The sequence below is a fragment of the Vibrio sp. 10N.222.55.C7 genome (genome assembly GCF_041473335.1).
Classification (GTDB): domain Bacteria; phylum Pseudomonadota; class Gammaproteobacteria; order Enterobacterales; family Vibrionaceae; genus Vibrio; species Vibrio crassostreae_C.
Genome location: NZ_JBFRSC010000040.1, coordinates 29,337 through 47,177, shown reverse-complemented (window position 1 = coordinate 47,177; position 17,841 = coordinate 29,337). Strand labels below are relative to the sequence as shown.

The following is a 17,841-nucleotide window of genomic DNA, read 5'->3' as shown; positions in this document are numbered from 1 at the left end:
TTGTAAGTAACATTTAATAGATGACTGTTCTGTAAGGCTAAGTGTGATCTGTGTTTTAATTTGTTATTATTTGAAAAATTAGTTTTAAGTCCGCATATGAAGGGTGTTTCCTGCCCAAATTCTCTATGTTTCTCTCAAAACATAGGTGAGTTAAATTTGTTCGTTTTGATGTTTTATTGATGGCTTTATGAATAGTGATTTTTAAGAAGTGAGTGCTCAAAAGATGGAAACACCAGTCGTTGATTTGTGGCTTTGTTCTCTAAGCAATTTGGATGAAGGTACTGATCATGTGTCGTGCCTTAAACAGAAACTGACCGACGATGAAGTCGCTAAGGTTGAGCGTTATCGAATGCCTTCATCTCAGATCCAAGCGCTCTATGTTCGTAACTACTTACGAGAGGTTCTGTCGATCTACTCTGATTTGACGGCTGAAGAGTGGCGATTTGAGTATGGTGAAAAAGGCAAACCAAGCTTGATTGCAGAGCAGCAACACAAAACCGGACTGAATTTCAATATTAGCCACAGTCAAGATCATTTACTGATTGCTGTCTGCCGAACGAAAGGGCAACCACTACAGCTTGGGGTGGATATAGAACATGCAAGAAGCTCGACCAACATCGCGGCGATCATGAAGCATTACTTTTCGGAATTTGAGATTAACGATTTACTCGAGCTGGATGAGGTATCTCAAAGAGAACGTTTTTTTGATTTGTGGGCACTGAAAGAGTCGTACATCAAAGCGACAGGTAAGGGGTTGGCCACATCATTGAAAAGTTTTTCGTTCGATTTTTCCAATCTAACTCAACAAACGCTGCCAGTTCATTCGTCGGGTTTACGACCAGAGTTACATGGAGGAATCATTGTCCATAACGGTGTAGGGTTGGATGCTGCTGAAAATGACAATACTTCAACAGATTGGCAATGCAGTTTAGGAAGGCTGGATAACCAGTTTCGATTTGCCGTGACGCTTGGTGGTGCAACGCTTCCTATGCAATTAGAGATTAAGTGCTTCCCCAAATCGAAGCTACTTGGCTGAGTTTACGTTCGTTACACTAGAACCTTTAGCTTCTAATCTTGAGCACGGCTCGCTCTCAGCCATTCGTAATATTGGTTAACTCGTTTCGCCAAGCATCGCTTTTAATACTTCTGCGGGTACAGGCTGAAGTTGTTTGTCTTTATCTAGGCAAACCATCTCGATATCACCAATCACGGCAGGTTTGGTTGCATCTTTACGCCATACCTCTTGTCGCCATAAGGTTTTGTATTTGCCATCGAGCTCAAAAGAGGTTCGGATATCGCAGATCTCTGCGAACTCAACGCCGTCTTGAAAGGTCATATTGGCTTTATAGACTGCAAAGCCTAGTCCATGTTCATTCCACAACTCTGCCAGTTTATCGCTGCCCAACACATGCTCGCGCGCACGCTCAAAGTATTTAAGAAAGTTAGGGTGATAAACCACACCTGAGTGATCGGTATCTTCGTAGTAAATCTGTACTGGGTGATGGTAGATCTGACTCATGGGTAGCAACTCTTGGTAAGTAGTGGATCAGTAAATCTGACTAAGTTGTGCAGCACTCTACAGGATAGGTTGAAATTACTTCAAGGCATCATCGTGAAAGGGGCTTTTGGTCAGACCTCATTTATCACTGATGCTTTGGTCAACTCCCACCCATTTACAAATATTCTATGTGTCATTTTCCACCCATTAATTTTTGTAGCGAGTTAGCGACAACTGCAGGCAGATCTGATGAAGCCTTGCGGTTAAAGGCTTGTTAATGAATTGTGTCAATATGGCGCGCTAATTGCCTTAGTGAAAGCACGCAGTTCCCATTGAAGGGCTGCTTTGTTTACTAAGGAGAATAATAATGTTTAAGCCTCTTACCCTGCTGTCTGTATCTGCTCTGGCGCTCACAAGTTTTAATGCTGCTGCAAACTGTGACCCTGGTGAAATCGTGATTAAATTCAGTCATGTAACCAATACCGATAAGCACCCGAAAGGCATCGCCGCTTCTTTACTGGAAGAGCGAGTAAACACAGAAATGAATGGAAAAGCTTGTATGCAAGTTTTCCCTAACTCAACACTTTACGATGATAATAAGGTACTGGAAGCCCTGTTAAATGGTGATGTTCAAATGGCGGCGCCATCGCTGTCAAAATTTGAGAAGTTCACTAAGAAATACCGCATTTTTGACCTTCCTTTCCTATTTGAAGACGTAGAAGCCGTTGACCGTTTCCAAAACTCAGAATCTGGTGAAAAGCTGAAGAACGCGATGAAGCGTCGTGGCCTGCAAGGTCTTGCGTTTTGGCACAATGGCATGAAACAGATGTCGGCGAACAAACCTCTTATCAGCCCTGAAGATGCAAAAGGTTTGAAATTCCGTGTTCAAGCATCGGATGTATTGGTGGCTCAGTTTGAACAACTAGGCGCTAACCCACAGAAGATGTCTTTCAAAGAAGTGTACGGTGGCTTGCAAACTAAAGTTATCGATGGTCAAGAGAACACATGGTCAAACATCTACGGTAAGAAGTTCTTTGAAGTACAAGACGGCGTGACCGAAACTAATCACGGTATCTTGGATTACCTAGTTGTAACGTCAAACGACTTCTGGAAAGACCTACCTGAAGATGTACGCACACAGCTTGGTACTATCGTTCAAGAAGTGTCTGAGACGCGTAACGCAGAATCTTCAAAAGTTAACCTAGCGAACAAAAACAACATCATCGAAGCGGGTGGTGAGGTTCGTACACTTACGCCTGAACAGCGTGAAGCATGGGTAGCTGCACTTCAACCAGTATGGAAGAAGTTTGAAAAAGACATCGGTTCAGACCTTATCGATGCAGCGTTAGCTTCAAACCAATAACACCGCTAAGGGAGTGGCGAGTATTCGTCACTCCTTATTAAAACAATTATAAGCGGAGTCAATTATGGAAAAGCCTCAAATGGAACAACCAAATTCTAGCGAATCAGCACTGGAAACCTCTCTTTTTTCCAAAGTCGGAAGAGTTACGGATGTGATTGAAGAGTCACTAATCGCATTTTTCCTTGGCGCAATGACGCTACTTACTTTTGCCAACGTGGTATTTCGATACGCATTCAATGACAACATCTTATGGGCACTGGAACTGACCGTGTTCATGTTTGCTTGGATGGTGTTAGTGGGCGCATCTTATGGCGTTAAAAAACACTTCCACATTGGTGTTGATGTGATCATCAACCTTGCCCCAGAAAAGCTACGCAAAGTGTATGCGTTAATCGCCGTGACAAGCTGCCTAGCATTTTCAATCTTACTTCTTATCGGTTCTTGGAATTATTGGTACCCATTCGCGACCGATCGCGCATGGTACGAGACCGACGATATTCCAATGCCAGAGATGCTTCAGTTTCTTGCTGACTGGCTGAATGAAGGCGAGCGATACGAGAAACTGCCACGTTTTATTCCTTATATGGCGCTGCCGATTGGTATGGCAATGCTAACGTTCCGTTTTGCTCAAGTTGCTTACCAAGTCGTCACAGGCAAGCTTGACCGCATGATTGCAGGACACGAAGCCGAAGAAGAGCTGGATGCGTTGAAAGCAGACGTGCTAGCGGGCCCTGACGAAGATGCAACAGCGGTATTGAATTCGACTCCGCAGAACAAAGCGAATGAGTCGAGTACAAAATCTAACGGTAAGGAAGACTAATCATGGCAATGTTATTTCTATTTTTAATGGTAATTGCTTTCATGTTGGTCGGTGTACCAATTGCAATTTCCCTCGGTTTATCGAGCGTAATATTCTTATTGATGCACTCAGATGCGTCATTAGCTTCAGTCGCACAAACGCTGTTTAATGCATTTGCAGGCCACTACACACTCTTAGCGATTCCTTTCTTTATCTTGGCCTCTAGCTTTATGTCTACTGGTGGCGTGGCGAAACGTATTATCCGTTTTGCTATCGCGATGGTGGGTTGGTTCCGCGGCGGCTTGGCGATGGCGTCGGTTGTGGCATGTATGATGTTCGCAGCCCTTTCTGGTTCATCTCCTGCAACGGTAGTGGCGATCGGTAGTATCGTTATCGCAGGTATGATCAAAAACGGCTACTCAAAAGAGTTCGCGGCAGGGGTTATCTGTAACGCAGGTACGTTGGGGATCTTGATTCCACCGTCCATCGTGATGGTGGTATACGCGGCGGCGACCGATGTATCGGTAGGTCGTATGTTCTTAGGTGGCGTTATTCCTGGTTTGCTGGCGGGTGTGATGTTGATGATTGCTATCTACATCGCAGCACGTATTAAGAAGATTCCGGCACAGCCATTTGTGGGCTGGGGCGAGATGTTCGCAGCTGCGAAAGATGCGAGCTGGGGCTTGCTGCTGATTGTCATCATTCTAGGTGGTATCTACGGCGGCATCTTTACTCCGACAGAAGCGGCGGCAGTGGCTGCGGTGTATGCCTTCTTTATTGCCAACTTTATCTATAAAGATATGGGACCGTTTGCGGACAAGAACAACACCAAACCAGCGCTGGTCAAGGTGTTCCAAACGCTTTTCCATAAAGACACCAAAGACACGCTTTACGATGCAGGCAAGCTGACGATCATGCTGCTGTTTATCATTGCCAATGCTCTGATTCTTAAGCATGTACTGACCGAAGAACGCATTCCTCAAATGATCACTGAGTCTATGCTATCTGCAGGCTTAGGGCCGATCACCTTCTTGATTGTAGTGAACGTTTTACTCTTGATTGGTGGGCAGTTCATGGAGCCATCAGGCTTGCTGATCATTGTTGCTCCTTTGGTATTCCCAATTGCAATTGCGCTCGGTATCGACCCAATTCACCTAGGTATCATGATGGTGGTGAACATGGAGATAGGGATGATAACGCCGCCTGTCGGGCTCAATTTGTTTGTGACCGCAGGTGTCGCGAAGATGTCGATGATGAACGTGGTAAAAGCCGCATTGCCGTGGGTTGGGGTGATGTTCTTATTCCTGATTATCGTCACTTACGTACCTTGGGTATCAACATGGTTACCAACCACCTTGATGGGACCAGAGATCATAACCAAGTAGCTATTTGAGTCATTCACTGACATGGAATTTAATCCATAAAAAATGAGGAGGTCGCTAGACCTCCTCATCTATATTTCTGCCACGATTTGAATGAGGCTTTATCTGCTCATACAAAGCGCGTTTTGCCTCTAATTCTGGCGTGTGTAGATCGACATGATTGTCAGCATAAAAAATACCATCTATCTCGAAAGTATCGGTAATCGATGGCACTTTTGTTTTCTCACCCATAACCACTTCCTTATTATATTTATTGCATAACATCCTGTTGTCGAAATAAGTATAGGTGATCTTGCTCCCAAATCTAATTTAGTTTGGTTCTACCTTATAAGATTCTTTCGTTAGCTGGTGCTTTTGCATCTTATCGTAGAGGGTTTTCCTCGGTAATTGCAGCCTCTCCATGGTCTCTTTTATACTGCCATTGCATTCAATAAGTGCCTGCTTCAACGTGTTTTTTTCAAAGTCAGATACCAATTCTGCCAAAGACAGTTCTTGAGTAGTTTCAGTGGCGCTGTCTGATAAGTGAGAAAGCTTACCTAAAAGTACAAAACGCTCTGCAGTATTACGTAATTCTCGAACATTTCCCGGCCAATCATGAGCCAAAAGTGCGTGCAGCTCCTTTTGTGGAAGGGCAGGGGCAGTCTTGCCATAACGCGCCGCAGCGACCAGTAAGAAGTGGTGGAAGAGTGCTGGGATATCTTCTTGTCGGCTTCTTAACGGCGGTAAATCTAAGGTCACAACATTGAGTCGATAATAGAGATCTTGGCGGAAAGAGCCTTCTTCAGCGGCTTTCTTTAGGTCGACTTTGGTTGCTGCTATCACTCGAATATCTAGTGGCACTAAACCGTTTGAACCAACTCGCTCAATAACGCGTTCTTGTAAGACGCGTAATAGGCGAATTTGTGCCTGCATCGGCATGGATTCAACTTCATCTAAGAATAGAGTTCCGCCTTGAGCAAACTCGAATTTACCCACTCGCTTGCTTTCTGCGCCCGTGAATGCCCCTTTTTCATGGCCATACAGTTCACTCTCAATCAGGTTTTCAGGAACAGCACCACAGTTGACCGCGACAAAGTTTTGCTCTCGACGGCTGCTTTGTTCATGCAGAGAACGTGCTACTAACTCTTTACCTGTACCTGTCTCGCCAAACAATAATATATCGGCATTGGTGTCGGCAATATGGGTGATGATGGAGCGCAGCTCAGTCATGGATTGCGTATCACCAATGATTCTAGGGCCGAGCGCTTGGCTGGCTTTGAGTGAACGTTTTAACTCAAGGTTCTCTAGTGTGAGCTGACGTTTTTCTATCGCTCGCTTAGTGGTTTCGATTAGGCGTTCATTAGCGAAAGGTTTTTCAATGAAGTCATAGGCGCCGTATTGGATGGCTTGAACGGCCATTGAAATATCGCCGTGACCAGTAATCATGATCACGGGGATCTCTTTGTCTTTGTGCATCACGGTGTTGAGCAGATCATGCCCGGATAGACCTGGTAGACAGATATCAGTGATGATCACGTGAGGTAAGCCGTTTTCTTGAATCGCGAGCAGAGCAGACTCCGCATCGGGAAAGAATTCGGCATCAATGTCGGCGAGCTCGAAGCTCTGTTCAATCGCCATTCTTAGATCGGATTCATCATCAATGAAATAGACGTGACACATAGTGATTCCTTTACTTCTTTGTATTCTGGTTATTGCTGAGTTTTTGTTTGCTGTTCATGTCCAACAAGGGGCAACTCTATGCTGATTCGAGCACCGCCTTGAGGGCTACTACCGGTAACGAGCTTGCCATTTATTCCGTTGATTATTTGTTGAGAAATCGATAGCCCAAGTCCAAGTCCGTTTTTCTTGGTGGTATGGAAGGGTTCAAAAAAGTTTCCGCTAGAAGGGGAGGTGAAGCCGGGGCCGTTATCATCGACATGAATTAGCAAGGTATTGGCTTGTTGATGGTCGGACTCTCTAATCTCTAACAGAATAGCTAATTGTTTGTCATCTTGTTGTTCCACCGCCTGAATCGCGTTGGTCAGCAGGTTAATGATCACCTGTTCCAGTTGAATGGCGTTGGCGAGCACGCAAGCATCAAAGGTCTCAGGGAGTTCGTTGACCTTAACTCGCTCGCTCTTGAGTTGTGGCTTCATCAGCTCTTTCGATGAATGTAAAACTGGGAGTATTTGTAAGGTGTGTAGCTCTTCCGCAGTAGATTTTTTGGCGAACGAGCGAAGCTGGTGGCTGATTTTCGCCATACGATCAGTGAGTGCCGAGATTCGCGATAGATTGTCATCGACACGATCGGTTTTTTCTTTGGCAAGAAACAATCGGCCGTTGTCGGCATAACTGCGAATCGCGGCAAGCGGGTTATTCAGTTCGTGACTGATGCTCGCTGACATCTGCCCTAGCACTGCTAGTTTGGCGGCTTGGATGAGCTCGTCTTGGGTTTGCCTCAGAACATGCTCGGTTTCGATACGGTGTTTGATCTCAACATGTAACTCCGATGTACGTTCAAGCACTTGAAATTCGAGTTTTTGCTTGGCTTCGGATTGCAGCCTGTCTATCTGTGCTCGTCTTTGTTGTCTATGGTGGTTGAGCTGCATTGTTAGATAAATAATCGCAAAGATTAGGCTCAAAACCACAAGGTAAGCAACCAAGTCCCACCAAACTAAGTGGGTTGGAGAAAATACCCGTATGGTGAGTCTTGGTTCGGCTAGGAAACGCGAAGAACTAAAGAACTGCTCTTGGACGAGTTTGTGTGGCGACTCAATACGACTGGTGGCACTGTCTAAATCGCCGGAGAAGTGCAGGCTTTCTATTTTTGTATCGAGATACTGCCTGCTTTCTTGAATTCGAGTGTGTTGTACTTCGCTTAGCGGCTGAAGGCTTTTGAACAGCCACTCAGGGTTACTCGACATAAATACAATTTGATCTTTATCGTCAGCAACAAAAAAACTCTGTTTGCCTTTCCAACTTGCTTCAATCAGCGATAAATCCATCTTTACGACAATGACGCCAATAATCTCGGCGGCATAGGAGACGGGGTAAGAATAATAATAGCCTCGCTTTCCAGAGGTTGAACCTAGCGCAAAATATTGATTTTCATTGCCAATAATCGCTTCTTGAAAGTAGGGGCGGAAAGCAAAGTTACGACGAATAAAAGAACGCGGTTGATTCCAGTTACTGGCTGCAATGGTGGTGCCGATACTGTCTAGTAGGTAGGTGTCGGATGCTTGAATCACCGAGTTTACGTGCTCTAGATAACGATTAGTGAGTTCGATTTGCGCAGAGTTACTTGGAGAGTGCAGGGCATCGACCAGCTCTTTGTCTTTTGAAAGCAGCTCGGGAATGTGGGCGAACTTATCCAATTGGCTTGAAATATGAACAGAAAAGCGGTCCAGCTTAGATTGATGATCATTTAACAAACTTTCATGGCTCGTGCTCCACACCCAATGACCGCCAAACACCATCAGTAAACTGTATGTGACCATTAACAGTATTGGGATTTTAAAAGCTTGAAACATGAAGGCTCTCCGCTGATTTCTTTGGTAAACAATCAAGCCTGTCTTCTCTCGTTTATGGTAGCAAATAGCGGTAGTTTTTGCTGAAAGCAGAGAGTGAACAGATGGATGTAGGTTAAGGGTTTGTAACGGGGATTGTTGAAAAAGTTATCGACTCTGAGGGGTAAAACAAGAGCAAGATCTCTTTTTAAGGTTTTTAGCAAAAAAAGCCCTCGATTCCCTTGAAAAAGTCGCTATTGTCCCCATTTCTGTTGTGCTAAGTGATGATTTGATCGTTTTTGTATCACTTAGTTGGACGAATTTAGAGCATTCATCATCATGCAGAGGTGAACGGCTCGACAGAGATTAAACAGATCGCTAGAATGTCGCGTCTAAAATTTCTGTCCTGAGGCTAATCGGAGATACCTTTCTTGTTTCTGAAAACAAGCTTTATTGCGTTTTAATCGACGTGTGAAGAACGAAGATATCGCTGATTAGTCTGGTGTTTGGTTGAATAATCAATTCAGACATCAATGCTCGATTTTAAATTAGGTGTTCGGATAGAGCACTACACAAGGATGCAGCCAACAACGTCTGCTTTTGAATTAAAGCTAAGTTACGGCTCATATGCTCAGATTACTGAGCCAGTTTTGAGGTTTATATAATGCAAGTTACTGTTGAAACGCTAGAAGGCCTAGAGCGCCGTCTTAATATTACTGTTCCTGCTGCTAACATCGAAGATGCAGTTACAGCTGAACTACGCAACATCGCGAAAAACCGTCGTTTCGATGGTTTCCGTAAAGGCAAAGTGCCAATGAAGATGGTTGCTAAAATGTACGGCAAAGCAGTACGTCAAGACGTGATGGGCGAAGTAATGCAACGTCACTTCATCGAAGCGATCGTTAAAGAGAAAATCAACCCAGCTGGCGCACCTACTTTCGCACCAGTTGAAAACAACGAAGGCGCTGACCTAGTATTCAACGCAACTTTTGAAGTTTACCCAGAAGTTGAGCTGAAAGGTCTAGAAAACATCACTGTTGAGAAACCAGCAGTAGAAGTTAAAGAAGCTGACGTTGAAGAGATGATCGAAACTCTACGTAAGCAACAAGCAACTTGGACTGAAGTTGAAGCTGCTGCTGACGCTGGTTCTCGTGCAACTATCGACTTCGTTGGTTCTATCGACGGTGAAGAGTTCGAAGGCGGTAAAGCTGAGAACTTCCCACTAGAGATGGGCGCTGGTCGCATGATCCCTGGTTTTGAAGACGGTATCGTTGGTAAAACAGCAGGTATGGAATTCGAAATCGACGTAAACTTCCCAGAAGATTACCACGCTGAAAACCTAAAAGGTAAAGCAGCTAAGTTTGCAATCAAAGTAAACAAAGTTGAAGCTCGTGAACTTCCAGAACTAAACGAAGAATTCGTTGCTAAGTTCGGCGCAACTGACGGCGTTGAAGGTCTTAAAGTTGAAGTTCGTAAGAACATGGAGCGTGAGCTTAAGCAAGCTGTTAAGAACCGCATCAAAGAGCAAGCTATCGACGGTCTAGTTAACGAAAACAACATCGACGTACCTTCTGCTCTAATCGATCAAGAGATCGGTGTTCTACGTCAACAAGCTGCTCAACGTTTCGGTGGCAACACTGAAGCTGCTGACCAACTTCCACGTGAGCTGTTCGAAGAGCAAGCTAAACGTCGCGTAGTTGTAGGTCTTCTACTTGGTGAAGTAATCAAGACTGAAGAGCTAAAAGCTGACGACGAGAAAGTTAAAGCTATCATCGAAGAGATGGCTACAGCATACGAAGATCCAACAGAAGTTATTGCTTACTACGAGCAAAACGAGCAAATGATGAACAACATGCGCAACGTTGCTCTAGAAGAGCAAGCTATTGATGCAATCATCGCTAAAGCTCAAGTTTCTGATAAAGAAGTTAGCTTCAACGAGCTAATGAATCAGCAACCTGCTTAATATAGTAATATCTGACGTAGAAGGTTGACGTACGGTCAACAATTCTGCTAACAATGGTCCGTATGATTTAATCATTCGGGCCATTTATTTTAGGGACATAAGAATATGAGCTACCAAGAAAAAAATACAATGCCATCGATTATGGACGCACTAGTTCCTATGGTGGTTGAACAGACTTCCCGTGGTGAACGTTCTTACGATATTTATTCTCGTCTATTAAAAGAACGTATCATTTTCTTAACAGGTCAAGTGGAAGACCACATGGCAAATCTTGTCGTGGCTCAACTGCTTTTCTTGGAATCAGAAAACCCAGACAAAGATATCTATCTTTACATCAACTCACCTGGCGGTAGCGTAACAGCAGGCATGTCTATCTACGACACAATGCAGTTCATCAAGCCAAACGTGAGCACAGTATGTATGGGTCAAGCTTGCTCTATGGGTGCATTCTTACTAGCGGGTGGTACTCCTGGTAAGCGTCACGTGCTTCCAAACTCACGTGTAATGATTCACCAGCCACTTGGCGGTTTCCAAGGCCAAGCGTCTGATATTCAAATTCACGCGCAAGAGATCCTAACGATCAAACAAAAGCTAAACAAACTATTGGCAGAGCACACAGGTCAGCCTCTAGAAGTTGTTGAGCGCGATACAGATCGTGATAACTTCATGTCTGCTGATCAAGCAGTAGAATACGGCTTGGTGGATTCAGTTCTTAATCACCGCGGTCAATAATTGCAGGGCAATTGTTTAACGCAAAGTGATTCAAATTGATATACACTCAAGCATAGAGAGTTAAGGCTAAGAGGTTAGCGAATGACAGATAAAAGCAAAGAGGGTGGTAGCGGTAAACTGCTTTACTGCTCTTTCTGTGGCAAAAGCCAACACGAAGTTCGCAAGTTAATCGCAGGTCCTTCTGTTTACATTTGTGATGAATGTGTCGATCTTTGTAACGACATTATTCGTGAAGAAATTAAAGATGTTCTTCCTAAGAAAGAATCGGAATCGCTGCCAACGCCGCGTGAGATTCGTGAGCATCTTGACGACTATGTAATCGGTCAAGAATACGCGAAGAAAGTGCTAGCAGTTGCAGTTTATAACCACTACAAGCGTTTACGTAATGGTGATACGACAGCTGAAGGCGTAGAGCTAGGTAAGAGTAACATTCTTCTTATCGGTCCTACTGGTAGTGGTAAAACACTACTGGCTGAAACATTGGCTCGTTTCCTAGACGTTCCTTTCACAATGGCAGACGCAACAACACTAACCGAAGCGGGTTACGTGGGCGAAGATGTTGAAAACATCATCCAGAAGTTGCTTCAGAAATGTGATTACGACGTAGCGAAAGCGGAACGCGGCATTGTTTACATCGATGAAATCGACAAGATTTCTCGTAAAGCTGAAAACCCATCAATCACGCGTGACGTGTCTGGTGAAGGTGTACAGCAAGCTCTACTAAAACTTGTTGAAGGTACAGTAGCTTCAGTTCCACCTCAAGGTGGTCGTAAGCATCCACAGCAAGAGTTCTTGCAAGTGGACACGTCTAAGATCCTATTTATCTGTGGTGGTGCGTTTGCAGGCCTAGATAAAGTGATTGAACAGCGTGTAGAAACAGGTTCAGGTATCGGCTTTGGCGCAGAAGTGCGTTCAAAAGATGAAACCAAAACTATCGGTGAATTGTTCACTCAAGTAGAACCTGAAGATCTAGTGAAATATGGTCTGATTCCAGAATTCATTGGTCGTCTACCTGTGACAACAACACTGACAGAGCTTGATGAAGAAGCGCTAATCCAAATCCTATGTGAGCCAAAGAATGCACTTACAAAACAGTACGCAGCATTATTTGAGCTTGAGGATACAGAGTTAGAATTCCGTGAAGATGCTTTACGTGCCATTGCTAAGAAAGCAATGAACCGTAAAACAGGTGCTCGTGGTCTACGTTCTATCTTGGAGGGTGTTCTACTAGAAACTATGTACGAACTGCCATCTTCAACTGATGTAAGCAAGGTTGTGATTGATGAGTCGGTAATTAATGGTGAGTCAGAACCACTATTAATTTACAGCAACTCAGATAACCAAGCAGCTGTTGCAGAGTAGGTCTTTTTTAGACAAGTCACTCAAATTGAAAAAGGAGGTAAGCAATTACCTCCTTTTTTTTATTCTTCCATTGAATCCAGTCGTTTAAGCCCCATATACTGCTTTATAAGTTAAAGCGGAAGAGAGAAATATATGAACTTGGAACGTTCCGAGCGTATCGAAATCCCCGTGCTACCTCTACGTGATGTAGTGGTTTACCCACACATGGTTATTCCATTGTTTGTTGGTCGTGAAAAATCGATTACTTGCCTTGAATCGGCAATGGAAGCTAACAAACAAGTACTACTTGTAGCGCAGAAAGAAGCGGACACTGATGAGCCTTCAATTGACGACCTATTTAAAGTAGGAACTGTCGCTACCATTCTTCAGTTACTAAAGCTCCCTGATGGTACTGTTAAAGTGCTTGTCGAAGGTCAGCAGCGTGCAAAAATTCACCAATTCAAAGAAAGTGAGTTTTTCTTAGCGGACGCAGAATACGTTGTAACCTCAGAACTTGACGAAAAAGAACAAGAAGTGGTTGTTCGCAGCGCGATCAATCAATTCGAAGGCTTTATTAAGCTGAACAAAAAGATTCCACCAGAAGTTCTAACATCTCTGAACGGTATTGATGAGGCAGCTCGCCTTGCTGATACGATTGCTGCACACATGCCACTTAAACTGGTAGACAAGCAGCACGTTCTAGAAATCTTAGATGTGACTGAACGTCTGGAATTCTTGATGGGCCAAATGGAGTCAGAAATTGACATCTTGCAAGTTGAAAAACGCATTCGTGGCCGCGTTAAGAAGCAAATGGAAAAATCTCAGCGTGAGTACTACCTGAATGAGCAAATGAAAGCGATTCAGAAAGAACTTGGCGAGATGGACGACGCTCCTGATGAATTCGAGACTCTGAAGAAGAAGATCGAAGACTCTAAGATGCCTCAAGAAGCTCGTGAAAAAACCGAGCAAGAACTGCAAAAACTGAAAATGATGTCGCCAATGTCTGCTGAAGCAACAGTAGTACGTAGCTACATTGATTGGATGGTGGGCGTTCCTTGGGCTAAGCGTTCAAAAGTGAAAAAGAATCTAGCGAAAGCGGAAGAGATCTTAAACGAAGACCACTACGGCTTAGAGCGTGTTAAAGAACGTATTCTTGAATACTTGGCAGTACAAAACCGTATCAACAAGCTAAAAGGCCCAATCCTTTGTCTTGTTGGTCCTCCTGGTGTAGGTAAAACCTCGCTAGGTCGTTCGATTGCTGCGGCAACGGGTCGTAAGTACACGCGTATGGCACTTGGTGGCGTTCGTGATGAAGCTGAGATTCGTGGTCACCGTCGTACGTACATCGGTTCACTTCCGGGTAAACTGATCCAGAAGATGTCTAAAGTTGGTGTTAAGAACCCACTGTTCCTATTAGATGAGATCGATAAGATGTCTTCTGATATGCGTGGCGACCCATCTTCAGCACTTCTAGAAGTTCTAGATCCAGAACAAAACAACGCATTTAACGATCACTACCTAGAAGTAGATTACGATCTGTCAGATGTTATGTTCGTGGCAACATCGAACTCGATGGACATTCCTGGGCCTCTACTGGACCGTATGGAAGTGATTCGTCTATCTGGTTACACAGAAGATGAGAAGCTGAACATTGCTAAGAGCCATTTACTGGACAAGCAAGTTCAACGCAACGGTCTTAAGCCTCATGAAATTGAGATTGAAGACTCTGCAATCATCGGCATCATTCGTTACTACACGCGTGAAGCGGGTGTACGTAGCCTAGAGCGTGAAATCTCAAAGATCTGTCGTAAAGCAGTGAAGAACATCTTGCTAGACAGCGATCTTAAGTCTGTAACGGTTAACATTGATAACCTGAAAGAGTACTTAGGTGTTCAACGCCACGACTTCGGTAAAGCGGATGAAAGCAACCGTATCGGTCAAGTAACAGGCCTAGCGTGGACTCAAGTGGGTGGTGATCTACTGACTATCGAGACCGAAGCAATGCCGGGCAAAGGTAAGCTAACGCAAACTGGCTCACTTGGCGACGTGATGAAAGAGTCGATTCAAGCGGCAATGACAGTGGTTCGTTCTCGTGCTGAAAAACTGGGTATCAACTCAGATTTCTACGAAAAACGTGACATTCACGTTCACGTACCAGAAGGTGCTACACCGAAAGATGGCCCGAGTGCGGGTATCGCAATGTGTACTGCACTTGTCTCTAGCTTGACGGGTAACCCGGTTAAAGCAGAGGTCGGTATGACAGGTGAAATTACCCTTCGTGGTGAAGTTTTACCTATCGGTGGCTTGAAAGAAAAACTGCTTGCAGCACACCGTGGCGGCATCAAAACTGTACTGATTCCTAAAGACAATGAGCGTGATTTGGAAGAGATTCCAGACAACGTAATCGCTGACTTGAAGGTGATCCCGGTTCAGTGGATTGATGAAGTACTCAAAGTAGCGCTAGAACGAGATCCGTCTGGGGTCGAGTTTGACGTGAAAAAATAGTGATGCATAGCAAAAATAAGTAAAGAATTACGCTGATAGGCCCGAAAAGGCTTGTCAGCGTTTTTTTTGGACGCTAAGTTATTGATCAAAGCGGCAGCCCTTTTGCAATAAGGCTTGCGGCTAAATTAAAACCAAAATGGAACGTACAGTCATCAAGAAGTAGTCACAGATGACACATAGGGGAAAAACAGTGAATAAAACACAACTAGTAGAATCAATCGCAGAAAACGCAGACATCTCTAAAGCTTCAGCTGGCCGCGCTCTAGACGCATTCATCGAAGCAGTTGGCACAACGCTACAATCAGGCGACCAAGTTGCACTTGTTGGCTTTGGTACTTTCAGTGTTCGTACTCGTGCTGCTCGTACAGGTCGTAACCCAAAAACTGGTGAAGAGATCCAAATCGCAGAAGCTAAAGTACCTGGCTTCAAAGCGGGTAAAGCACTTAAAGACGCATGTAACTAATTTCTACGGCTGAAACCTCGGTTTTGCGAGGGGAAGGCTGTAAAATGCGTTTACTGTTTGAAAAATGATGTTTCATTCTTAAACAGTATGTGTACAAAGCACATTGAACTTATTTAAATTATGCGCATCCTACTGATGCGCATTTCTTTTTCTGATAATATCGCGTGAATAGATTTTTATTTTGAAGCCAATGCTTCATATCCGGAGAGCACTTAAATTATGATGGATCGATTACGCGAAGGCGTGAATAGCATCGCGGTAAAAATTATCCTTGGGTTGATTATCCTGTCATTCGTATTCGCAGGTGTAGGCAGCTACATCACCGGTGGCGGTAACAACGCAGCAGCTAAAGTTGGCAACACAGAAATTGCTCGTGGTGAGTTCGAACAGGCTTACCAAAACGAACGTAATCGCATGCAGTCTCAACTTGGCGATTACTTCGCTCAAATGCTTGCAGACCCTGCATACGTAGAGTCTTTCCGTAAATCAGTACTTGATCGCATGATCAACGATGTACTGCTTGAGCAGCAAGCTGAGTCTTTAGGCCTACGAATCAGTGATTCTCAAATCCGTACCATGATTCTAGAAATGCCTCAGTTCCAAACAGCTGGTCAATTCGACCAAGAAGTTTACCAATCGGCACTACGTCGTGCAGGTTTCAGCGCAGAGAGCTTCGCTGAATACATGCGTCGTGACCTAATGCGCAACCAGCTTGTGACTGCACTTCAAGGCAGTGAATTCGTTCTTCAAGGTGAAATCGATACTCAGAGCAAGCTTATCGCACAAACTCGTGACATTCGCACAGTGACACTGTCTGTTGCTGACCTTGCGAAAGGCATCGAGCTAACTGACGAACAGATCGAACAGTACTACCAAGAGAACCCTGCAGCTTACACTCGTCCAGAGCAAGCGAAGGTATCTTACATTGAGCTTTCTGCTGAAGCACTTAAGTCTCAGCTTGAAGTAAGCGATGAAGAAGCGCAGAAGTACTACCAAGAGCACCTAGACAAGTACTCAACTGAAGAGCAACGTAAAGTTAGCCACATCTTAGTTCAAGGCGATGACGAAGCGAAAGCTCAGTCTATCCTAGACGAACTAAATGCAGGCGCTGATTTTGCTACGCTAGCGGAAGAGAAATCTGACGACTTCGGCAGTGCTGACGTTGGCGGTGACCTAGGTTGGATCGAACGTGATGTGATGGACCCAGCATTCGAAGGCGCGGCTTTCGCTCTTGAGAATATTGGTGACACGACTGGTCTAGTTAAATCTGATTTCGGCTACCACATCATCAAGCTCGACGAACTAAAAGCGTCTCAAGCTCAGCCTTACACTGAAGTAGCGGCAGAGATTAAGCAAGAGCTTCTAGACCAGCACGCTGTAGACCAGTTCTACGAGCAACAAACTGAGCTAGAAAAAGTAGCGTTTGAATTCCCAGATTCTCTTGATGATTCTGCAGAAGCTATCAATGCGAAGATCACAACAACAGATTTCATCTCTCAAATTGACGCTCCAGAAGTTCTGATGACGCCTGCAGTTATGCAAGCTATCTTGAGCCCTGAAGTGAAAGAAGACGGTCTAAACTCTGAAGTTATCGAAGTTGCACCTGAGCACGTAATTGTTGTTCGTGTAGAAGAGACTCGTGACGAGACAGTTCTTCCTCTAGCTGAAGTGAAAGATCAAGTTGTCGCTGCATTGTCTGCTGTACAAGCTGAGCAACAAGCGGTTGAACTAGGTGTTTCTCTAGTGAACGAACTAAAGCAAGGCAATGAAGCAGTGCTAGCGGACAACAATCTTGAGTTCACTGAACTTGAAACGATTGACCGCAACTCTCCGTTAGCAGCATCTGTATTCGCTCTAGCGAAACCAGAAGCAGGCCAAGCTGTGTTCGGTCAATCTAAAGACCAAGACGGTAACATCGTTGTTGTTGAGCTTTCTAAGGTAACGGCTGAAATCAACCCAGCTTACAGCACTCAAATTGGTGCACAGTTGGAACGAGTTGGTAACCAACAAGATCTGACTAACGTACTAAACGTACTTCGTAAAAACGCAGACGTTGAATACTACGTAGTAGGCCAAGGTCAGTAAGCATCGATTAGCTCGGTAGTTAAGCCTATTTGGTTACTGACTACCGAGAGTCAACATGCGATGGTTGTTGTTTTGCAAATTAGGTTTATTCGATAAATCAGATTTGTGAGCCAACAAACAAACTGATGAAAACAAGATGTATAACGAAGCGGGTCACTTAGGAGACCCGCTTTATTTTTGTCTGGTGATTGTGTTATCTAGTGCTGCAAATGCATAAGTTACCTT

Annotated in this window: 14 protein-coding genes and 1 pseudogene; 11 read left to right on the top strand and 4 right to left on the bottom strand. The window is 44.4% G+C overall.

Annotated elements, in window-relative coordinates; all coding sequences use genetic code 11:
* The first annotated feature begins 223 nt into the window (after nucleotides 1–223).
* Nucleotides 224–1,036: a 4'-phosphopantetheinyl transferase superfamily protein gene (locus tag AB4482_RS14660; protein WP_017060627.1), complete on the top strand. Its 813-nt coding sequence runs from the start codon at nucleotides 224–226 to the stop codon at nucleotides 1,034–1,036.
* Between the two features lie 75 nt (nucleotides 1,037–1,111).
* Here the strand turns inward: AB4482_RS14660 and AB4482_RS14655 are convergent, their stop codons facing one another.
* Nucleotides 1,112–1,519 (bottom strand): thioesterase family protein, encoded by a 408-nt coding sequence (locus AB4482_RS14655; RefSeq protein WP_004736070.1) that lies wholly within the window; start codon nucleotides 1,517–1,519, stop codon nucleotides 1,112–1,114.
* Between the two features lie 346 nt (nucleotides 1,520–1,865).
* Here AB4482_RS14655 and AB4482_RS14650 point away from each other — a divergent pair, with 346 nt between their 5' ends.
* From AB4482_RS14650 to AB4482_RS14640, 3 genes are all read left to right on the top strand, one after another.
* A complete protein-coding gene (locus AB4482_RS14650; RefSeq protein ID WP_016788636.1) occupies nucleotides 1,866–2,861 on the top strand; it encodes a TRAP transporter substrate-binding protein in 996 nt (331 codons plus the stop codon).
* Between the two features lie 64 nt (nucleotides 2,862–2,925).
* The gene (locus tag AB4482_RS14645) at nucleotides 2,926–3,681 is read left to right on the top strand and encodes a TRAP transporter small permease (RefSeq protein ID WP_029235189.1); all 756 of its coding nucleotides are present in this window, start codon (nucleotides 2,926–2,928) and stop codon (nucleotides 3,679–3,681) included.
* Between the two features lie 2 nt (nucleotides 3,682–3,683).
* Nucleotides 3,684–5,045, top strand: a complete 1,362-nt coding sequence (locus AB4482_RS14640; RefSeq protein ID WP_136981877.1) for a TRAP transporter large permease — start codon at nucleotides 3,684–3,686, stop codon at nucleotides 5,043–5,045.
* 54 nt (nucleotides 5,046–5,099) lie between these two features.
* On the opposite strand, the gene AB4482_RS14635 is transcribed toward AB4482_RS14640, so the two are convergent.
* From AB4482_RS14635 to AB4482_RS14625, 3 genes are all read right to left on the bottom strand, one after another.
* Nucleotides 5,100–5,273 carry a hypothetical protein gene (locus tag AB4482_RS14635; RefSeq protein WP_017060624.1) on the bottom strand — a complete coding sequence of 58 codons (174 nt, stop codon included), beginning with the start codon at nucleotides 5,271–5,273 and terminating at the stop codon, nucleotides 5,100–5,102.
* A gap of 78 nt (nucleotides 5,274–5,351) precedes the next feature.
* Nucleotides 5,352–6,701: a sigma-54 dependent transcriptional regulator gene (locus AB4482_RS14630; protein ID WP_102393527.1), complete on the bottom strand. Its 1,350-nt coding sequence runs from the start codon at nucleotides 6,699–6,701 to the stop codon at nucleotides 5,352–5,354.
* A gap of 29 nt (nucleotides 6,702–6,730) precedes the next feature.
* Entirely contained in the window at nucleotides 6,731–8,551 is a 1,821-nt protein-coding gene (locus AB4482_RS14625; protein WP_017060622.1) for an ATP-binding protein, read from the bottom strand.
* 163 nt (nucleotides 8,552–8,714) lie between these two features.
* On the opposite strand from AB4482_RS14625, the pseudogene AB4482_RS14620 reads away from it, so the two are divergent.
* From AB4482_RS14620 to ppiD, 7 genes and pseudogenes are all read left to right on the top strand, one after another.
* A pseudogene (locus AB4482_RS14620) lies at nucleotides 8,715–8,897 on the top strand (hypothetical protein); the annotation flags it as partial.
* Between the two features lie 294 nt (nucleotides 8,898–9,191).
* On the top strand, nucleotides 9,192–10,490 hold the full coding sequence (tig, locus tag AB4482_RS14615) for a trigger factor (protein ID WP_372181127.1): 1,299 nt from the start codon (nucleotides 9,192–9,194) through the stop codon (nucleotides 10,488–10,490).
* Between the two features lie 105 nt (nucleotides 10,491–10,595).
* A complete protein-coding gene (gene clpP / locus AB4482_RS14610; protein ID WP_004736080.1) occupies nucleotides 10,596–11,222 on the top strand; it encodes an ATP-dependent Clp endopeptidase proteolytic subunit ClpP in 627 nt (208 codons plus the stop codon).
* 81 nt (nucleotides 11,223–11,303) lie between these two features.
* Nucleotides 11,304–12,584: an ATP-dependent protease ATP-binding subunit ClpX gene (gene clpX, locus AB4482_RS14605; RefSeq protein WP_009847283.1), complete on the top strand. Its 1,281-nt coding sequence runs from the start codon at nucleotides 11,304–11,306 to the stop codon at nucleotides 12,582–12,584.
* 132 nt (nucleotides 12,585–12,716) lie between these two features.
* Nucleotides 12,717–15,068, top strand: coding sequence for an endopeptidase La (gene lon / locus AB4482_RS14600; RefSeq protein WP_017060619.1), 2,352 nt, complete (start codon nucleotides 12,717–12,719; stop codon nucleotides 15,066–15,068).
* A 169-nt stretch (nucleotides 15,069–15,237) separates the two neighbouring features.
* Nucleotides 15,238–15,531, top strand: coding sequence for an HU family DNA-binding protein (locus tag AB4482_RS14595; protein WP_012604504.1), 294 nt, complete (start codon nucleotides 15,238–15,240; stop codon nucleotides 15,529–15,531).
* Between the two features lie 219 nt (nucleotides 15,532–15,750).
* Nucleotides 15,751–17,616: a peptidylprolyl isomerase gene (gene ppiD / locus AB4482_RS14590; protein WP_372181126.1), complete on the top strand. Its 1,866-nt coding sequence runs from the start codon at nucleotides 15,751–15,753 to the stop codon at nucleotides 17,614–17,616.
* The last annotated feature ends 225 nt before the right edge of the window (nucleotides 17,617–17,841 follow it).